This is a genomic window from Streptomyces sp. 3211.6 (assembly GCF_003634815.1).
GTDB lineage: Bacteria > Actinomycetota > Actinomycetes > Streptomycetales > Streptomycetaceae > Streptomyces > Streptomyces katrae_A.
Genome location: NZ_RBXC01000001.1, coordinates 2001087 through 2017391, shown reverse-complemented (window position 1 = coordinate 2017391; position 16305 = coordinate 2001087). Strand labels below are relative to the sequence as shown.

Below are 16305 nucleotides of genomic sequence, written 5' to 3'. Positions count from 1 at the left end.
GGGCAGGATCCTGCGGCGGCACGGCGATTCCAGCCCGCGCGGCGTTTGAGCGCACGTGCGCGGAGCGCACGTCCGGGGTCCGGGGCGGAGCCCCGGGTCTTCCAGCCTCGCCCGGGGGCACCTCCCGGCGGTAGCCGGCGGAGGGTCCGGGCGGCGCCCGGGGAACGGTGGAAGGGCGGGGAGGGGCCTGCCCCGCGCAGCGGCACCCCTGCCCCGCGCACGGTGGTGGGCCGGGAATCGCCCGGCCAGGGCCTAGGCTGCAAGGGCCGCCCGGCAGTCACACCGCACCACCCTGGACCCGCATGCCCCCGAACCCCACCCCCCGCCGCCCCCTGGGGCACGGCCCCGGCACCCCGGCGGAACCCGCTGAGGCGCCCGCTGCGGGGCCCGAGGGCCCGGGGGGCGCCGATGCCACCCCGCGCGGCCGCGAAGCCGCCGGATCCCCCGTAGGGCCGCCGGAACGGCTCCCGGAGCCCGGGACGGCCCCCGACACGGCGGAGGCGGCCCCCGCGGAGACGGCCCCCGACACCGACACCGGGTCCGGCCGGGGCGGCGCGGTCGATGCCCCCGACGCCGCCGACACGCCCCCCGACGCCGCCGACGGCCGGTTCACGCTCCGGCTCGACAACTTCGAGGGCCCCTTCGACCTGCTGCTCCAGCTGATCTCACGGCACAAGCTCGACGTCACCGAGGTCGCCCTCTCCAAGGTCACCGACGAGTTCATGGCGCACATCCGCGCCATGGGCCCCGACTGGGACCTCGACCAGACCACCGAGTTCCTGGTCGTCGCCGCCACCCTCCTCGACCTCAAGGCCGCCCGGCTGCTGCCCGCCGCCGAGGTGGAGGACGAGGCCGACCTCGCGCTGCTGGAGGCCCGGGACCTGCTGTTCGCCCGGCTGCTCCAGTACCGCGCGTACAAGCGGATCGCCGAGATCTTCGAGCACCGCGCCGCCGACGAGGCCCGCCGCTACCCCCGGACCGTCGGGCTGGAGCCGCACCACGCCGAGCTGCTGCCGGAGGTGGTCCTCGGCATCGGCGCCGACGGCCTCGCCCGCCTCGCCGTCAAGGCCATGCAGCCCCGGGCCAAGCCCGAGGTCTACGTCGACCACATCCACGCCCCGCTGGTCAGCGTCCGCGAGCAGGCGGGTCTCGTCGTGCGCCTGCTGAAGGCGCGCGGCGAGGCGACGTTCCGGGAGCTGACCGAGGACGCCCCGGACACCCTCACCGTCGTGGCCCGCTTCCTGGCGCTCCTGGAGCTCTACCGGGAGAAGGCCGTGGTCCTCGACCAGGAGGAGGCCCTGCTCACCCTCACCGTCCGCTGGTGCGGCGGGGACGGCGACGGCATGCCGACCGTGACCGACGAGTTCGACCGAGTGGTGGAGGTGTCCGAGTGACCGGGACGACGACGGAGCTGAAGGGGGCCCTGGAGGCCGTTCTGATGGTGGTGGACGAGCCCGCCACCGCCGAGCACCTGGCCAAGGTGCTCGGACGCACCCCCCGCGAGGTCGCCGACGCCCTCGCCGCCCTCGCCGACGAGTACACCGTCCAGCGCAGGGGCTTCGAGCTGCGCCTGGTCGCCGGGGGCTGGCGGTTCTACACCCGGCCCGAGTACGCGGAGGCCGTCGAGGCCTTCGTCCTGGACGGCCAGCAGGCCCGCCTCACCCAGGCGGCCCTGGAGACCCTCGCGGTCGTCGCGTACCGCCAGCCGGTGAGCCGCTCAAGGGTCTCGGCGGTCCGCGGGGTCAACTGCGACGGGGTCATGCGGACCCTGCTCCAGAGGGGTCTGGTGGCCGAGGCGGGCACGGAACCCGAAACAGGTGCGATCCTGTACAGGACGACGAACTACTTTCTGGAGCGGATGGGCCTGCGAGGCCTGGACGAGCTCCCGGAGCTCGCGCCCTTCCTCCCCGAGGCGGACGCGATCGAAGCCGAGACGCAAGAAGGTGTGCCGTCGTTCGATCCGGACGCACCGGACACTGACGTAGACGACGACAAGACGACGGAACTTTGATGCGAAGCAGCGGCAACGGCAACGGCGGCAACAGGAACAGCGGCGGCGGTGGCGGCGGACGCGGTGGCTCCCGCGGCGGCTCCGGCGGCGGTGGCTACCGCGGTGGCGGCTCCTCCGGCGGGGGCGGCTCCCGCGGCGGCAGCTCCTCCGGCGGGTACCAGGGCGGAGGCTCCGCCGGTCGCGGCCGCGACCGCGACCAGGCGCCCCAGCGTCCCCGCAACCCCCGTCCCGAGGAGCGCCGCTACGACGTGGGCCCCGAGGGCGAGCGCAGCCGCAGCGGCCCCAAGGCCGGTGGCGGCGGTGCCCGCGGCGCGGCCGCGCGCGGCGGGGCCAAGGGCGGCCCCAAGACCTCCAAGACCCCCGGTATCGGCGGGGCCGGCGGCCCGCGCCGCGGTCCGGGCAGCCGCAGCGGCCAGTCCCGCCCCCGCGAGCTGGACGCGCGGATCGAGGAGCGGGTGCGCGACCGGTACGCCGACAAGCCCGTGATCAAGACCCCGAAGACCTTCCCCGGCGCCGAGCTGGAGGGCGAGCGGCTGCAGAAGGTGCTGGCCCGGGCCGGCATGGGCTCGCGCCGCGCCTGCGAGGAGCTGATCGAGCAGGCCCGCGTCGAGGTGAACGGCGAGATCGTCACGGAGCAGGGCAAGCGCGTCCAGCCGAAGGACGAGATCAAGGTGGACGGCCTGACCGTCGCCACCCAGTCGTTCCTGTTCTTCGCGCTGAACAAGCCGGCCGGCGTCGTCTCCACCATGGAGGACCCGGACGGCCGCCAGTGCCTGGGCGACTACGTCACCAACCGCGAGACCCGCCTCTTCCACGTCGGCCGGCTCGACACCGAGACCGAGGGCATCATCCTCCTCACCAACCACGGTGAGCTGGCCCACCGCCTCACGCACCCCAAGTACGGCGTGCAGAAGACCTACGTCGCCGCGATCACCGGCTCCCTGCCGCGCGACATCGGCAAGCGGCTCAAGGACGGCATCGAGCTGGAGGACGGCTACGCCCGGGCCGACAACTTCCGCGTCGTCGACCAGGTCGGCAAGAACTACCTGGTCGAGGTGACCCTCCACGAGGGCCGCAAGCACATCGTCCGCCGGATGCTGGCCGAGGCCGGCTTCCCGGTCGACAAGCTCGTCCGGACCGCCTTCGGCCCCATCGAGCTCGGCGACCAGAAGTCCGGCTGGCTGCGCCGCCTGACCAACACCGAGGTCGGCATGCTCATGCGCGAGGTCGGCCTCTAGCCGCCCCCGACACCCCTGCGAAGCCCGCGGTGCCACCGGCACCGCGGGCTTCCGCGTTCCCGCACGCAGGCCCCGCACGCAGGTCCCGCGCGCACCTTGCCGGGGCTTCCCGCCCCTGTTTATAGTCAGGCTGACTATTAAAGGGAGCGGGTGGCCCCATGGGCTGGTACATGAGCTGGACCGAGATCCTCGGCTTCGCCACGGGCGCCCTGTGCGTCTGGCTGGTGGCGCGGCAGCACGTCGCCAACTGGCCGGTCGGCATCGCCAACAACGTGTTCTTCATCGTCCTGTTCACCCAGGCCGGCCTCTACGCCGACGCCGGGCTGCAGATCGTCTTCATCGCCCTCGCCGCGTACGGCTGGTGGTCCTGGACCCACGGGGGTGGACCAGGAACCGCCGAGGCCCTGCCGGTGCGCCGCACCACGCGCGCCGAATGGCTCTGGCTGCTCGCGGCGGGGGCGGTGGGGACTGCCGCGCTGACCCTGCTCCTCGGCCGGGTCAGCGACTCCACCGTCCCCTTCTGGGACGCGCTCACCACCGCCCTCTCGCTCATGGCCACCTACGGGCAGTGCCGCAAGCTCCTGGAGTCCTGGTGGCTGTGGATCGCCGCCGACCTCGTCTACGTCCCGCTGTACGCCTACAAGGGGCTGTACCTGACCTCGGTCCTCTACGTGGGCTTCCTGGCCCTGTGCGTGGCCGGCTACGTCGGCTGGCGGCGCGCGCTCCCGGTGCGCGGCGCCCGTACGGCGGCGGCCGAGGGGGTGGCCGCATGAGCGGCGGCAAGCGGTTCGGGCACGGGCTGGTGCTCGGCAAGTTCTACCCGCCGCACGCCGGCCACCACCACCTGGTGCGCACCGCCCAGGACCAGTGCGAGCGGCTGACCGTGCTGGTCTGCGCCGCCTCGGTGGAATCGGTGCCGCTCGCCGACCGGGTGCGCTGGATGCGCGAGGAGCATCCCGGGGCGCACGTGGTCGGCGCGGTCGACGACATCCCCGTCGACCTGCACGACCCGGAGGTCTGGGAGGCGCACATGGCGGTCTTCCGGGCGGCGGTGGGCCGGCGGGTGGACGCGGTGTTCACCTCGGAGGAGTACGGGGCCGAGCTCGCCCGGCGCTTCGGCGCCGAGGAGGTCCTGGTGGACCCGGCGCGCAGCCTGTTCCCGGTCTCCGGGACGGCCGTACGGGCGGACCCGGCCGGCTGCTGGGAGTTCCTGGGGCCGGCCGTCCGGGCCGCGCTGACCCGGCGCGTCGTCGTCCTCGGGGCCGAGTCCACGGGGACGACGACCCTCTCGCGGGAGCTGGCCGCGCACTACCGGCGGCGCGGCGGGGTGTGGGCGAAGACCGGCTGGGTGGCCGAGTACGGGCGCCAGTACAGCGAGGAGAAGCTGGCCGCGGCCCGCGCCGTGGACCCGGCGGCCTCCTGGGAGGACATGGCCTTCGCCTCGCGCGAGTTCCCGGTGATCGCCCGGCGGCAGGACGAGAACGAGGACCGGGCCGCCCGGCTGGGCTCGCCGGTGCTGTTCTGCGACACCGACTCCTTCGCGACGGGCATCTGGCACGAGCGCTACGTCGGCGGACGCAGCCGCGAGGTCGAGCGGATCGCCGCGCGGACCCCGCGGGACCTGTACCTGCTGACGGACCACGAAGGGGTCCCCTTCGAGGACGACGGGCTGCGCGACGGCCCGGAGCTCAGGCCCTGGATGACCGCCCGCTTCCGGCGGGAACTCGCCCGCACCGGGAGGCGTTTCCTGGTGGTGAGCGGTGACCGGCGCTCGCGGCTGGAGCAGGCCGTGGCGGCGGTGGACGGCCTGCTGGCCGAGGGCTGGCACTTCACGGCGCCCCTCCCGGAGCGCCGGTGAACCCCCCGGCGGCGGCGGACCGTGACGACCGGCGGCGCCCGCCCGGCCCCGACCCCGACCGGCCCGACCCCGTGCGGCCCGAGCCCGTGCGGGCCGAGCCCGACCGGCGTGGACCACAGGCGTCCGCTCCCTACGACCCGTACGCCTTCGAGCCGTTCGCGGTGACCGTCGACCTGGCGGTGCTCACCGTGCGCGGCGGCGCCCTGCACGTCCTCCTGATCCGGCGCGGGCGGGAACCCTACGCCGGGGCCTGGGCGCTGCCCGGCGGGTTCGTGCTGCCCCGGGAGTCCGCCGAGACGGCGGCGCTGCGCGAGCTCGCCGAGGAGACGGGCCTGCCGCCGGAACTGGTCGGCGCCCTGCACCTGGAGCAGCTGCGCACCTACAGCGAACCGGACCGCGACCCCCGGATGCGGGTGGTCTCCGTCGCCTTCACCGCCCTCGTGCCGGACCTGCCCGAGCCGGCCGAGGAGGGCGGCGGGGACGCCGACCGGGCGCGCTGGGTGCCGGTCGGGGAGGCCTCGGGGCTCGCCTTCGACCACGGGCGGATCCTCGCCGACGCCCGGCGCCGGGTCGGCGCGAAGCTGGAGTACACCTGCCTCGCCACCGCCTTCTGCCCGCCCGAGTTCACCCTCGGGGAGCTCCAGGCCGTCTACGAGACCGTCTGGGGCACCGGCCTCGACCGGCCCAACTTCCGCCGCAAGGTGCTCGCCACGCCCGGCTTCGTCGAAGCCGTGCCCGGCGCCGCCCGGCTCACCGGAGGCCGCGGCAAACCGGCCGCCCTCTACCGGGCCGGACCGGCGACCACGCTCCACCCGCCCCTGCTGCGACCCACGGAAGGACCGACCCCGTGACCGCTCCCAAGCGCGCCGCGACCGGCGCCCTGATCGGCCTGGCCCTGGGCGACGCCCTCGGCTTCCCGACCGAGTTCAACGACGTCCCGGCCATCCTGGCCAAGACCGGCCCGTGGCGGCAGATGCGGCTGCCGCGCCCGGCGATCGTCACCGACGACACCCAGATGACCCTGGCCCTGGCCCGCGGGATGCGGACCGCCGCCGAGCGCGGCCGCGTCGGCCCGCTGCGCCTGACCCGGCCGGTCCGCGAGGAGTTCGTCGACTGGTACCACTCCCCGGAGAACAACCGCGCCCCCGGCCGCACCTGCATGGTGGCCTGCCGCCTGCTGGACGACCCGGCGCGGGACTGGCACGACGCCTGCCAGACCGGCTCCAAGGGCTGCGGCGCCAACATGCGCGTGGCGCCGGTCGGCCTGGTCCCCGGCTGGACGGACGAGGAGCGCGCGGGCGCCGCCCAGCTCCAGTCGGCCCTCACCCACGGCCACCCCACCGCCCTCGCCGCCTCCGACCTGACCGCACGCGCCGTGCACCTCCTGGCGCAGGGCACCGAGGTGACGGGCCTGGTCGGGCGGCTGCGCTCGTACGCCCTGGAGAACCGCACCCGCTACCACGAGCGCTGGCTCGGCGACCTCTGGATGCGCACGGCCTGCGACGCCTCCCCGGAGTCCTTCATCGCCCGGGGCTGGGACGAGTGCCTGGCGGCCCTGGACCGGCTCACGGCGGCCCTGCGCACCCCCTCCCCGGAGACCGACCCCTGCCTGGCCACCGGCGAGGGCTGGATCGCCGAGGAGGCCCTGGCCACGGCCCTGCACTGCTTCCTGCTCTTCCCGGACGAACCCCTCCTGGCCCTGCGCCGCGCGGCCTGCACGTCGGGCGACTCCGACTCCCTGGCCTGCCTGGCCGGCGCCTTCGCGGGCGCCCACCTCGGCGCGGACGTCTGGCCCCGCGACTGGGAAGGCGGCATCGAATACCGCGAGGAACTCCTGTCCTTCGGCGCCCTCTGGGACGCGTGAGCGGTCCGGCCTAGACGGCCGACGCCCGGCGGGTGCGGTGGAGGAAGTCGGCGACGCGGGGGAGGTCGGGGTCGGTGGGGAGGGGGGTGGAGGCGAGGGCGGATTCGGCTTCCTCCGTCAGGCGGGTCATCCAGGTGTCGACCTCCTCCCAGGTCAGCTCGCCCCGCTTCACCGCCAGGAGGCCGTCGCGGTAGGGGGTGGCGTCGATGTCCAGGCGGCCCGTGCGCAGCAGGTCGCGGCAGGACAGGAGCAGGCGCAGCAGGTGCATGGCGTGCTTCCAGCGGGGGGCGCCGTGCAGGCGGACGTCCGCGACGAGTTTGCGGTGCTGCCCGGCCGCGTAGCGGGTGAAGGTGGTGTGGGCCCGGCGGGAGAGGAAGGCCTCGCGGAGGGAGACGAGTTCCTCTCCGACCGGGGTGGTCCGGTACACCAGCGGGGAGTGCAGGCACTCCAGGATGTTGGGGTTGGCGCGCAGCGCGAGCTCGCAGAAGCGCTCCAGTTCCCAGGAGAACTCCTCCTCCCGCGGCCCCTCCACGTGCGTGGGGGGCTTGTCGAACCGCCAGAAGAGCGGCGTGGGGGCGAGGAAGACACCGCGCCGGTCGGTGTCGCTCGTCTCCGTGGCCAGCCCGAAGGCGCGGGAGCCCGTCACGCAGGCGTAGATCGTGTGGTCCCGGACCAGGGTGAGGTCGTCCATGCGGGGGAGGGTAGGCGGGCGGGTGCGGGTTAGGCGAGCGAGATTTCCCCGTTCGGGGCCACCGTGATCTGCTTCTCCTCCAGCGGCCGCCTCGCCGGGCCGTGGGCCACCGCACCGTCCGCCACCTGGAACTTGCTGCCGTGGCAGGGGCAGTCGATGGTGCCGTCCGCGACCTTGTTCACCAGGCAGCCCTCGTGGGTGCAGACCGCCGAGAAGCAGCGGAAGGACCCGGCCGTCGGCTGGGTCACCACCAGCTTCGCCTCCTTGAGGACCGTGCCGCCGCCGACCGGCACCTTCGAGGAGTCCACGAGGGGCTTCGCCGCCTGCGGCGGGGCCGACGCCACCGGGGACGAGGCCGCCGGCGCGGAGGCGGCCGCGGACGGGGCGGACGGGGCGGACGGGGCCGACGGCTCGGTGGCGGGCTTCTTCTCCCCGCCGCCGCAGGCGGCGAGCGTGCCGCCCGCCAGGGCGGCCGCCCCGGCCGCGAGTACCGTGCGCCGGGCGGTGTGTGACTCGGTCATGGGAGCTCCGTTGTTCGGTCGGTGGCGGGGTTGGCGAGCAGCATCCTGGCGCGTGCCGGGCTCCGATTGAAGTCCGCCACTCCGTTTCATCCGCCCGGGTGCCAGGGGGCCAGCTCCGCCGCACCGCCGCCGGGCGTGCGTACGACCTCCCACACGCGCACCACGGCCTCCCGGTTCAACGGGCCATGAACGTGCGGGTACCGGTCGCCGGGGCCCCCCGTGCGGCGGACCTCCGCCGTCAGGGCCGCCTCGTCGAGCTCCACGGCGAGCAGCGGACCCGGCACCTCCCGGTAGTGGGACCCCGCGATGGCGAGGACGGTCGGCCGGTCCGCCGAACAGTGGACGAAGCCCTCGGAGGCGAGCGAGGCGGGGGCGTACGGCAGCTCCGGAGCGGCGCTCCAGTCCGCGAGCGGGACGATGTGGAAGATCATGCCGGTGGTTCTACCGCACCGGCGCCGACGCCCGCATACCAAGTGGCGGTACGGGACGATCTGGGCGACATTGTCGGTGTCTCGAAGCCGGGCCGCCGCCGACGCGCGCCCGACCCCCTCCGAAAGGCACACGACGATGGCGGGTAACGACCTCGGCTCCCTGCTCGGCGGACTCCTCGGCGGCGGCCAGGGCGGCCCGGCCGCCGCAGGCGGCGGCAACATCCTCGGCTCCCTGATGGGGGCCCTCCTGGGCGGTGGCGGTGCGGGCGGCGCGGGCGCGAACAACCCCCTCGGCGAGCTGCTGGACATGCTGACCAAGTCCGGCCTTGCCGACCAGGCCCAGTCCTGGATCGGCACCGGCGACAACCAGCCCGTCAGCGGGGAGCAGGTCGTCAAGGCCCTCCCGGACGACGCCCTGCGGCAGGCGGCCGAGCATGCGGGCGTCAGCCCCCAGGAGGCGGCCGACCAGATCGCCCAGCACCTTCCCCAGGTCGTCGACAAGCTCACCCCGGACGGGCAGGTGCCCTCCGGATCCCTGGAGGACATCATCCGGCAGCAGAACCTCTGACTTCCGGCACGACCGGCCGCGAGGGCCCGGCCCCGTCCACAGGGCGGACCGCCGGGTCCTCTCGCGGTACCGAGTGGCTACCCTGAGTCAGGCCCGGCCCGTCGTTACGTGATCACCCTTGGAGCGCCCCCGTGAGAACCGCCGTCGTCATCGGAACCGGACTGATCGGCACCTCCGCGGCGCTCGCCCTGACCGCCCGCGGGATCTCCGTCCACCTCGTCGACCACGACCCCGCGCAGGCCCGTACCGCCGCTGCCCTCGGCGCCGGCACCGACGACGCCCCCGAGGGCCAGGTCGACCTCGCGATCGTCGCCGTACCGCCCGCCCACGTGGCCGCGGCCCTGGCCGACGCCATCGGACGCGGACTGGCCCGGGCCTACGTGGACGTGGCCAGCGTCAAGGGCGGGCCGCGCCGCGAGCTCGCCGCCCTGGGCGCCGACACCTCCGCCTACATCGGCACCCATCCCATGGCCGGCAAGGAGCGCTCCGGCCCGCTGGCCGCGACCGCCGACCTGTTCGAGGGCCGCCCCTGGGTGCTGACCCCGACCCGGGACACCGACCACGAGGTGCTGAACCTCGCGCTGGAGCTCGTCGCCCTGTGCCGGGCCGTCCCCGTGGTGATGGACGCCGACGCCCACGACCGGGCGGTCGCGCTGGTCTCCCACACCCCGCAGCTGGTCTCCAGCATGGTCGCCGCCCGCCTGGAGGAGGCGGACGAGACGGCGGTGCGGCTGTGCGGGCAGGGCATCCGCGACGTGACCCGGATCGCCGCCTCCGACCCCCGGATGTGGGTGGAGATCCTCTCCGCCAACCCCGGGCCCGTGGCCGACGTCCTGGCCGGCATCGCCGCCGACCTGGAGGAGACCGTCGAGGCGCTGCGCGGCCTGCAGTCCGCCGACGAGGCCAAGCGCCGGGGCGGGGCCGCCGGCATCGAGGACGTCCTCAAGCGCGGCAACGCCGGCCGCGTCCGCGTCCCCGGCAAGCACGGCGCGGCCCCCACGGCCTACGAGACGGTCGGGGTGTTCATCAGCGACAAGCCCGGCGAGCTGGCCCGGATCTTCGCCGACGCCGGCCGGGCCGGGGTCAACATCGAGGACGTGCGGATCGAGCACGCCACCGGCCAGCAGGCGGGCCTGGTGCAGCTCATGGTCGAGCCCAGGGCCGTCGCCCCCCTGACCGCCGAGCTCAGCGAGCGGGGCTGGGCCCTGCGCCAGCAGTAGCCGGGCACCCGGCGGGGCCCCGTGCGGGCCCCGCCGACCGCCCGGGACCGGCCGGTGCCAGGGCCCGGTAACCTGGTGAGGGGCGCTATGGGCGCGCCCGGACACGTACGCGCAACCAGGAAGGTGCCCGCACCGTGGAATCCGCAGCTCCGTCCGCCGTGATCGTCGCCATCGACGGTCCCTCCGGCACGGGCAAGTCCAGCACCTCCAAGGCCGTGGCCGCCAAGCTCGGGCTGCGCTACCTGGACACCGGTGCCCAGTACCGGGCCATCACCTGGTGGATGATCACCAACGGCGTCGACACCGACGACCCGCAGGCCATCGCCCTCGCCGCCGGCAAGCCGGCCATCGTCTCCGGCACGGACCCCTCCGCGCCCACCATCACCGTCGACGGACAGGACGCCTCCGGCCCCATCCGCACCCAGGAGGTCACCTCCAAGGTCAGCGCCGTCAGCGCCGTCCCCGAGGTGCGCACCCTGATCACCGAGCTCCAGCGCTCCATCGCCGCCGAAGCGGCCGCGCAGGCCGGCGGGATCGTCGTCGAGGGCCGGGACATCGGCACCACCGTCCTGCCCGACGCCGACCTCAAGATCTTCCTGACCGCCTCCGCCGAGGCCCGCGCCGCCCGCCGCAACGGCGAACTGCGCGGCAAGGAGGCCGCCGACCTCGCCGCCACCAGGGAAGCCCTGATCAAGCGGGACGCCGCCGACTCCGGCCGCAAGACCTCCCCGCTGGCCAAGGCCGCCGACGCCGTCGAGGTGGACACCACCGAGCTCACCCTCGACCAGGTCATCGAGTGCGTCGTGACCCTGGTGGAAGAGCGGCGGAGCAAGTGAGCGATACGCCCTCCCTCAAGGGTGCGGCGGTCGGCAGACGCATCGGAATCGGGCTCATGTACGGGCTCTGGAAGCCGCGTGTGCTGGGTGCCTGGAAGGTACCCGCCACCGGCCCCGTGATCCTGGCCGTGAACCACTCCCACAACATCGACGGACCCCTGGTCATGGGCACCGCACCCCGGCCGCTGCACTTCCTGATCAAGAAGGAGGCGTTCGTCGGGCCGCTCGGTCCCTTCCTGGAGGGGATCGGACAGGTGAAGGTGGACCGCTCCGGCACCGACCGGACCGCAGTCACCCGCGCCCTGGACGTCCTCGGCAACGGCGGCGCCCTCGGGATATTCCCCGAGGGCACCCGCGGCGACGGGGACTTCGCGTCCCTGCGCGCCGGCCTCACCTACTTCGCGGTCCGCAGCGGCGCGCCCATCGTGCCGGTCGCCGTCCTCGGCAGCACCGAGGCCAAGGGCCGGCTCGTCAAGGGCCTGCCGCCGCTGCGCAGCCGCGTCGACATCGTCTTCGGCTCCGCCTTCGAGGCCGGGGACGGCACGGGCCGCCGTACGCGGACCGCGCTGGACGCGGCCACCGTGCGCATCCAGGACCGGCTGACGGCCCACCTGGCCGACGCCAAGCGCCTCACCGGGCGCTGAGCGAGACTTGAACCCAGTAGTGGTGCCCGCCGCGCGGACGACACCACCGACCACCACGAACGACGAGGAACGGACTTCATGAACGACCAGCACGACCACGGAGCACTTGGCGACGCCGAGTACGCGGAGTTCATGGAGCTCGCCGCGGAGGAAGGCTTCGACCTCGAGGACGTCGAGGACGCCATCGGCGAAGCCGGCCACGGACCGCTGCCCGTACTCGCCGTCGTCGGCCGCCCGAACGTGGGCAAGTCGACCCTGGTCAACCGCATCATCGGCCGCCGTGAGGCGGTCGTCGAGGACAAGCCGGGCGTCACCCGCGACCGCGTGACCTACGAGGCCGAGTGGGCGGGCCGCCGCTTCAAGGTCGTCGACACCGGCGGCTGGGAGCAGGACGTCCTCGGCATCGACGCCTCCGTCGCCGCCCAGGCCGAGTACGCCATCGAGGCCGCCGACGCGGTCGTCTTCGTCGTGGACGCCAAGGTCGGCGCCACCGACAGCGACGAGGCCGTCGTCAAGCTGCTGCGCCGGTCCGGCAAGCCCGTCGTCCTGTGCGCCAACAAGGTCGACGGCCAGAGCGGCGAGGCCGACGCGGCCTACCTGTGGTCCCTGGGCCTGGGCCAGCCGTTCCCGGTCTCCTCGCTGCACGGCCGCGGCACGGGCGACATGCTCGACGCCGTCCTGGAGGTCCTGCCCGAGGCCCCCGAGCAGACCTTCGGCGGGGCCCCGGTCGGCGGCCCGCGCCGCATCGCCCTGATCGGCCGCCCCAACGTCGGCAAGTCCTCCCTCCTGAACAAGGTCGCGCGCGAGGACCGCGTCGTCGTCAACGAGCTGGCCGGCACCACCCGCGACCCGGTCGACGAGCTCATCGAGCTCGGCGGGGTCACCTGGAAGTTCGTCGACACGGCGGGCATCCGCAAGAAGGTCCACCTCCAGCAGGGCGCCGACTACTACGCCTCGCTGCGCACGGCCGCGGCCGTCGAGAAGGCCGAGGTGGCGGTCATCCTGATCGACACCACCGAGTCCATCAGCGTCCAGGACCAGCGCATCATCACCATGGCCGTCGAGGCCGGCCGCGCGATCGTGATCGCGTACAACAAGTGGGACGAGCTGGACGAGGAGCGCCGCTACTACCTCGAGCGCGAGATCGAGACCGAGATGCAGCAGGTCTCCTGGGCGCCCCGGGTCAACGTCTCGGCGAAGACCGGCCGCCACATGGAGAAGCTGGTCCCGGCGATCGAGACCGCCCTCGCGGGCTGGGAGACGCGCGTCCCCACCGGCCGGCTGAACGCCTTCCTCGGCGAGATCGTCGCCGCGCACCCGCACCCGATCCGCGGCGGCAAGCAGCCCCGCATCCTGTTCGGTACCCAGGCGGGCAGCAAGCCGCCGCGGTTCGTCCTCTTCGCCTCCGGCTTCCTGGAGCACGGTTACCGGCGCTTCATCGAGCGCCGCCTGCGCGAGGAGTTCGGCTTCGAGGGCACCCCGCTGCACATCTCGGTGCGGGTTCGCGAGAAGCGCGGCGCCCAGTACAAGAAGAAGAAGTAGCGGTCGCGGTGGCGGGCCGGGGTCAGTAGCCCCGGCGCGGAGCGGGCGGCAGGGCCGCCGGGATGTGCTGCATCCCGGTCTGGTGCTGCCGCCCGTCGCCGTATCCGGAGCCCTGTCCGGCCCCGGACGCCGGTACGGGGACGGCGGCGCCGGCGTGGGCGTACTGGGGCTGCGGGACGACCGGCGCGGGCGGGTACGCGGGCTGCCAGGGGTCGGAGCGCTGCCATGCGGAACCGTTCCACCCGGCGGCGTACGAGCCGCTGCCGTAGGAGACTCCGGAGGACCCGGTGTAGGAGCCGCCGTACGAGGAGCCGTAGGACGATCCGTGAGAGGAGCCGTACGAGAACGCGGTGAAGCCGAGGTCCTCCTCGCCGGTCCGGTCGCCCGGCAGGGCCCGGAAGGCCCGCAGGTACTCGGAGTACAGGGCGTCGAAGATCGGGGTGTGCGAGGCGGCCGGAGCGTGGTCCCGGTCCAGGGCGGGGCGCATCGGGGGGACGCTGCTCGGATAGGACGGGGCGCGGGAGGGGTCGTATGCATGCACGTATCAGCCAACGAAACCGGGGCCCTGCGGATGCGGGGTGACGGGGCGTAAAACGCAGATCGCCGGGGGTGCGCGGGACGGACCGCGCACCCCCGGCGCATGCCGACCGGCCTCCTTCGTGGGGAGGACGGGCGGCCGTTTCCGGCGGGGTGGGAAAGGTTGGGGTTCAGGCGCCCGCGGCACCCGCGAGGGGCATGGAGGCCGCGACGAGCTTGCCGTTGCTCGCGGCCTTGTCCAGGGCGTCGCGCAGCAGGTCCTCGCGCGGCTGCTGGCCGATGGAGCCGACGGGGGCGGCGTACACCAGGACCCGCTGGGTCTTGTTGACCGCGGCCCGCCAGCCGTCGGTCACGGACAGCGCCTGGTGCGCCTGCCACCAGGAGGCCTGGGGGCCGCCGCCCGCGCCGGGCTGGAGCACGGCGTGCAGCTGGCCGCCGGCCAGCAGGACCGACCAGCCCTCGAGGGCGGAGGGCACCTGGTTGGTGTCGGTGACGGGGATGAAGCCCTGCTCGATGAGGAGCGGCAGGAAGTCGTCGCCGGGGCCGGTGGTGCCGGGGCGGGCGATCGGCGCGGTCGGCTCGACGACGAGCGCGGGGTGCAGTTCGCCGTTGATCAGGATCAGGCCGCTGGTGATGCCGAGGACGGCCTGGCCGCCGGGGACGCTCTGCGGCGCCTCGCCGGCGGCCGCCTGCTCGGGGGCGGGGCTGTCACCGGTGATGCTGCGGACCGCGCCCTGGAGCTCGGCCTCGGAGACCGTGACGACCTGGGAGGGGATGCAGCCGGCGTGGGCGAAGGCGAGGACGGCCGTCTCCTCGCCCACGAACAGCACGGTGCTCGTCGGGTCGGTCTCGGGGTCGCCGGGGGTGCGGCAGGAGGTGCAGTCGTAACTGCCCGGGGCGTCGTCGCCGGTGAGCAGCCTGTCGGCTTCTTCGTCACCGATCTCGGCACGTACCTCAAGACTGACGTCGAGCATGCGCGGCACGGGTGGGCTCCTCATTCGTGCGGAGGCCGGGGGGTTCCCGGCTCGCCGGGCACAACGGCCGAGGCTCGGCCGGGGTCACGCCGTTTGAGGGAACGGAATCGAACCGGCCACCCGAAAGAGTGAGGCGCTCGGGGGAGGCTTCGTTTTTATGGCAACTATTGCTTGCTTGTGCGCAGTTGGTGGTTGGGGCTGGCCATTTGGGGGCGGGGTGGCGGTCGGCCGTCCGGGTGGGGCGCGGGGGTGCGCCGCGTGGCGGGGCGGGCGGGGGGAGGGGGCTGCGTAGCGTGGCGCGATGCCCGACGTCTGTTTCCGGGTCCGCTTCCGGCGGGCCGCGTTCGCGGTCTGCGCCGCGCTGGTGCTCGTACTCCCGTGGGGTGCCGGGGCGGTCGCGGCGCCGCCCCCGCCGGCTCCCGGGCCGGCGGGGGCCGCGTATCCCGGTTCGCCGGGGGTCATCGGGACCGGGCCGGGGGACTGCGGGCCGGGCGGGGAGTGGCCGTGGGACTGCGTCGCGGACTGCGAGAGCAGCGGGCGGTGGGCGGTGAACACGGGCAACGGCTTCTACGGGGGGCTGCAGTTCTGGCAGCCGACGTGGGTGGAGTACGGGGGGCTGGTGTACGCGGCGCGGGCGGACCTGGCGACGCGGGAGCAGCAGATCCGGGTCGCGGAGGAGCTGCTGGGGGCGCAGGGGTGGGACGCGTGGCCTGTGTGTGCGAAGCGGTACGGGCTGGCGGGGCGGATGCATGTGGTGCGGGGCGGGGACACGCTGGACGGCATCGCGCGGCGGCGTGGCGTGGCGGGGGGCTGGCGGGCCCTGTACGAGGCGAACCGCCCGGTGATCGGCCCCGACCCGGCCGCCCTCAAGGTCGGCACCCTCCTCGCCCTCCCGGGCCCACCCCCGTCCCCGGTCACCCCGGCCCCGGTGGCCCCGAGCCCGGACGGGCCGTCTCCCGCCCCGGCGGGCCCGTCGGCGCCGTCCCCGCCGGCTCCGTCTCCGGGGGCGCCGGCGCCGGTTCGGGTGCCCTGAGCTGTGCGCGGTGGCGGTCGGTGGCCGCTGCGCGGAGCCGTCCCCTACCCGCCCTTCCTCCGTTCCACCTCAAGCGCCGGTGCGGCTGGGGGAGGTGCCCCTCCGCGTCCGGGTGCGGCCCACTACACGGTGCTCCGCGCCCGCGCCTCAAACGCGGGCGGGGCTGCGCATAGCCCCGTCGGCGTTTGGGGCGCGGGGTCTGGGGCGGAGCCCCGGGGACGACGGAGGGAGGCAGCGCAGCGGCGCGACGCCGGGGAGGCCGGCCGGGGGCGAGGGGGATGAGCGGCGCGGCCGGACCGGGTGAGGGACCGTGGGGAGCGCCGGGCACACTGGGGCG

At 74.6% G+C, this 16305-nt stretch carries 18 protein-coding genes; 13 read left to right on the top strand and 5 right to left on the bottom strand.

Features of this window, described 5'->3' with window-relative positions; genetic code table 11:
* Positions 1–302 precede the first annotated feature (302 nt).
* From BX286_RS09420 to BX286_RS09390, 7 genes are all read left to right on the top strand, one after another.
* Positions 303–1394, top strand: coding sequence for a ScpA family protein (locus tag BX286_RS09420; protein WP_121014844.1), 1092 nt, complete (start codon positions 303–305; stop codon positions 1392–1394).
* Positions 1391–2011 (top strand): SMC-Scp complex subunit ScpB, encoded by a 621-nt coding sequence (gene scpB / locus BX286_RS09415; RefSeq protein WP_079425489.1) that lies wholly within the window; start codon positions 1391–1393, stop codon positions 2009–2011. The genes BX286_RS09420 and scpB overlap by 4 nt, the downstream gene beginning before the upstream one ends.
* Positions 2011–3249 (top strand): pseudouridine synthase, encoded by a 1239-nt coding sequence (locus BX286_RS09410; RefSeq protein WP_079425487.1) that lies wholly within the window; start codon positions 2011–2013, stop codon positions 3247–3249. The genes scpB and BX286_RS09410 overlap by 1 nt, the downstream gene beginning before the upstream one ends.
* Before the next feature lie 158 nt (positions 3250–3407).
* Positions 3408–4022 carry a nicotinamide riboside transporter PnuC gene (pnuC, locus tag BX286_RS09405; RefSeq protein WP_079425485.1) on the top strand — a complete coding sequence of 205 codons (615 nt, stop codon included), beginning with the start codon at positions 3408–3410 and terminating at the stop codon, positions 4020–4022.
* Entirely contained in the window at positions 4019–5107 is a 1089-nt protein-coding gene (locus tag BX286_RS09400; protein ID WP_121014843.1) for an AAA family ATPase, read from the top strand. The genes pnuC and BX286_RS09400 overlap by 4 nt, the downstream gene beginning before the upstream one ends.
* A gap of 86 nt (positions 5108–5193) precedes the next feature.
* On the top strand, positions 5194–5958 hold the full coding sequence (locus tag BX286_RS09395) for an NUDIX domain-containing protein (protein WP_121017602.1): 765 nt from the start codon (positions 5194–5196) through the stop codon (positions 5956–5958).
* Entirely contained in the window at positions 5955–6971 is a 1017-nt protein-coding gene (locus BX286_RS09390) for an ADP-ribosylglycohydrolase family protein (RefSeq protein WP_121014842.1), read from the top strand. Before BX286_RS09395 ends, BX286_RS09390 begins: the two co-directional genes overlap by 4 nt.
* A 10-nt stretch (positions 6972–6981) precedes the next feature.
* Here BX286_RS09390 and BX286_RS09385 read toward each other — a convergent pair whose 3' ends face one another.
* From BX286_RS09385 to BX286_RS09375, 3 genes are all read right to left on the bottom strand, one after another.
* Positions 6982–7662 carry a DNA polymerase beta superfamily protein gene (locus BX286_RS09385; RefSeq protein WP_121014841.1) on the bottom strand — a complete coding sequence of 227 codons (681 nt, stop codon included), beginning with the start codon at positions 7660–7662 and terminating at the stop codon, positions 6982–6984.
* 29 nt (positions 7663–7691) lie between these two features.
* Positions 7692–8183, bottom strand: a complete 492-nt coding sequence (locus BX286_RS09380; protein ID WP_121014840.1) for a Rieske (2Fe-2S) protein — start codon at positions 8181–8183, stop codon at positions 7692–7694.
* 86 nt (positions 8184–8269) lie between these two features.
* Positions 8270–8614 (bottom strand): DUF952 domain-containing protein, encoded by a 345-nt coding sequence (locus BX286_RS09375; protein ID WP_121014839.1) that lies wholly within the window; start codon positions 8612–8614, stop codon positions 8270–8272.
* Between BX286_RS09375 and BX286_RS09370 the strand changes: the two genes are divergently transcribed.
* The 5 genes from BX286_RS09370 to der all read left to right on the top strand — a co-directional run bounded on the left by BX286_RS09370 (position 8601) and on the right by der (position 13424).
* Entirely contained in the window at positions 8601–9182 is a 582-nt protein-coding gene (locus tag BX286_RS09370) for a YidB family protein (RefSeq protein ID WP_398898329.1), read from the top strand. The two genes, BX286_RS09375 and BX286_RS09370, sit on opposite strands and share 14 nt — an antisense overlap.
* Before the next feature lie 131 nt (positions 9183–9313).
* Complete coding sequence (locus BX286_RS09365) at positions 9314–10402, top strand: prephenate dehydrogenase (protein ID WP_079425470.1); 1089 nt, start codon at positions 9314–9316, stop codon at positions 10400–10402.
* Between the two features lie 134 nt (positions 10403–10536).
* Positions 10537–11238, top strand: coding sequence for a (d)CMP kinase (cmk, locus tag BX286_RS09360; RefSeq protein WP_079425468.1), 702 nt, complete (start codon positions 10537–10539; stop codon positions 11236–11238).
* Positions 11199–11882: a lysophospholipid acyltransferase family protein gene (locus BX286_RS09355; protein WP_121014837.1), complete on the top strand. Its 684-nt coding sequence runs from the start codon at positions 11199–11201 to the stop codon at positions 11880–11882. The genes cmk and BX286_RS09355 overlap by 40 nt, the downstream gene beginning before the upstream one ends.
* Before the next feature lie 78 nt (positions 11883–11960).
* Positions 11961–13424, top strand: a complete 1464-nt coding sequence (gene der / locus BX286_RS09350) for a ribosome biogenesis GTPase Der (RefSeq protein ID WP_079425465.1) — start codon at positions 11961–11963, stop codon at positions 13422–13424.
* A 22-nt stretch (positions 13425–13446) separates the two neighbouring features.
* Here der and BX286_RS09345 read toward each other — a convergent pair whose 3' ends face one another.
* Positions 13447–13911 (bottom strand): hypothetical protein, encoded by a 465-nt coding sequence (locus tag BX286_RS09345; RefSeq protein ID WP_261993389.1) that lies wholly within the window; start codon positions 13909–13911, stop codon positions 13447–13449.
* 220 nt (positions 13912–14131) lie between these two features.
* On the bottom strand, positions 14132–14944 hold the full coding sequence (locus BX286_RS09340; RefSeq protein ID WP_100863910.1) for a hypothetical protein: 813 nt from the start codon (positions 14942–14944) through the stop codon (positions 14132–14134).
* 292 nt (positions 14945–15236) lie between these two features.
* Between BX286_RS09340 and BX286_RS09335 the strand changes: the two genes are divergently transcribed.
* The gene (locus BX286_RS09335) at positions 15237–15968 is read left to right on the top strand and encodes a transglycosylase family protein (protein WP_121014835.1); all 732 of its coding nucleotides are present in this window, start codon (positions 15237–15239) and stop codon (positions 15966–15968) included.
* Positions 15969–16305 lie beyond the last annotated feature (337 nt).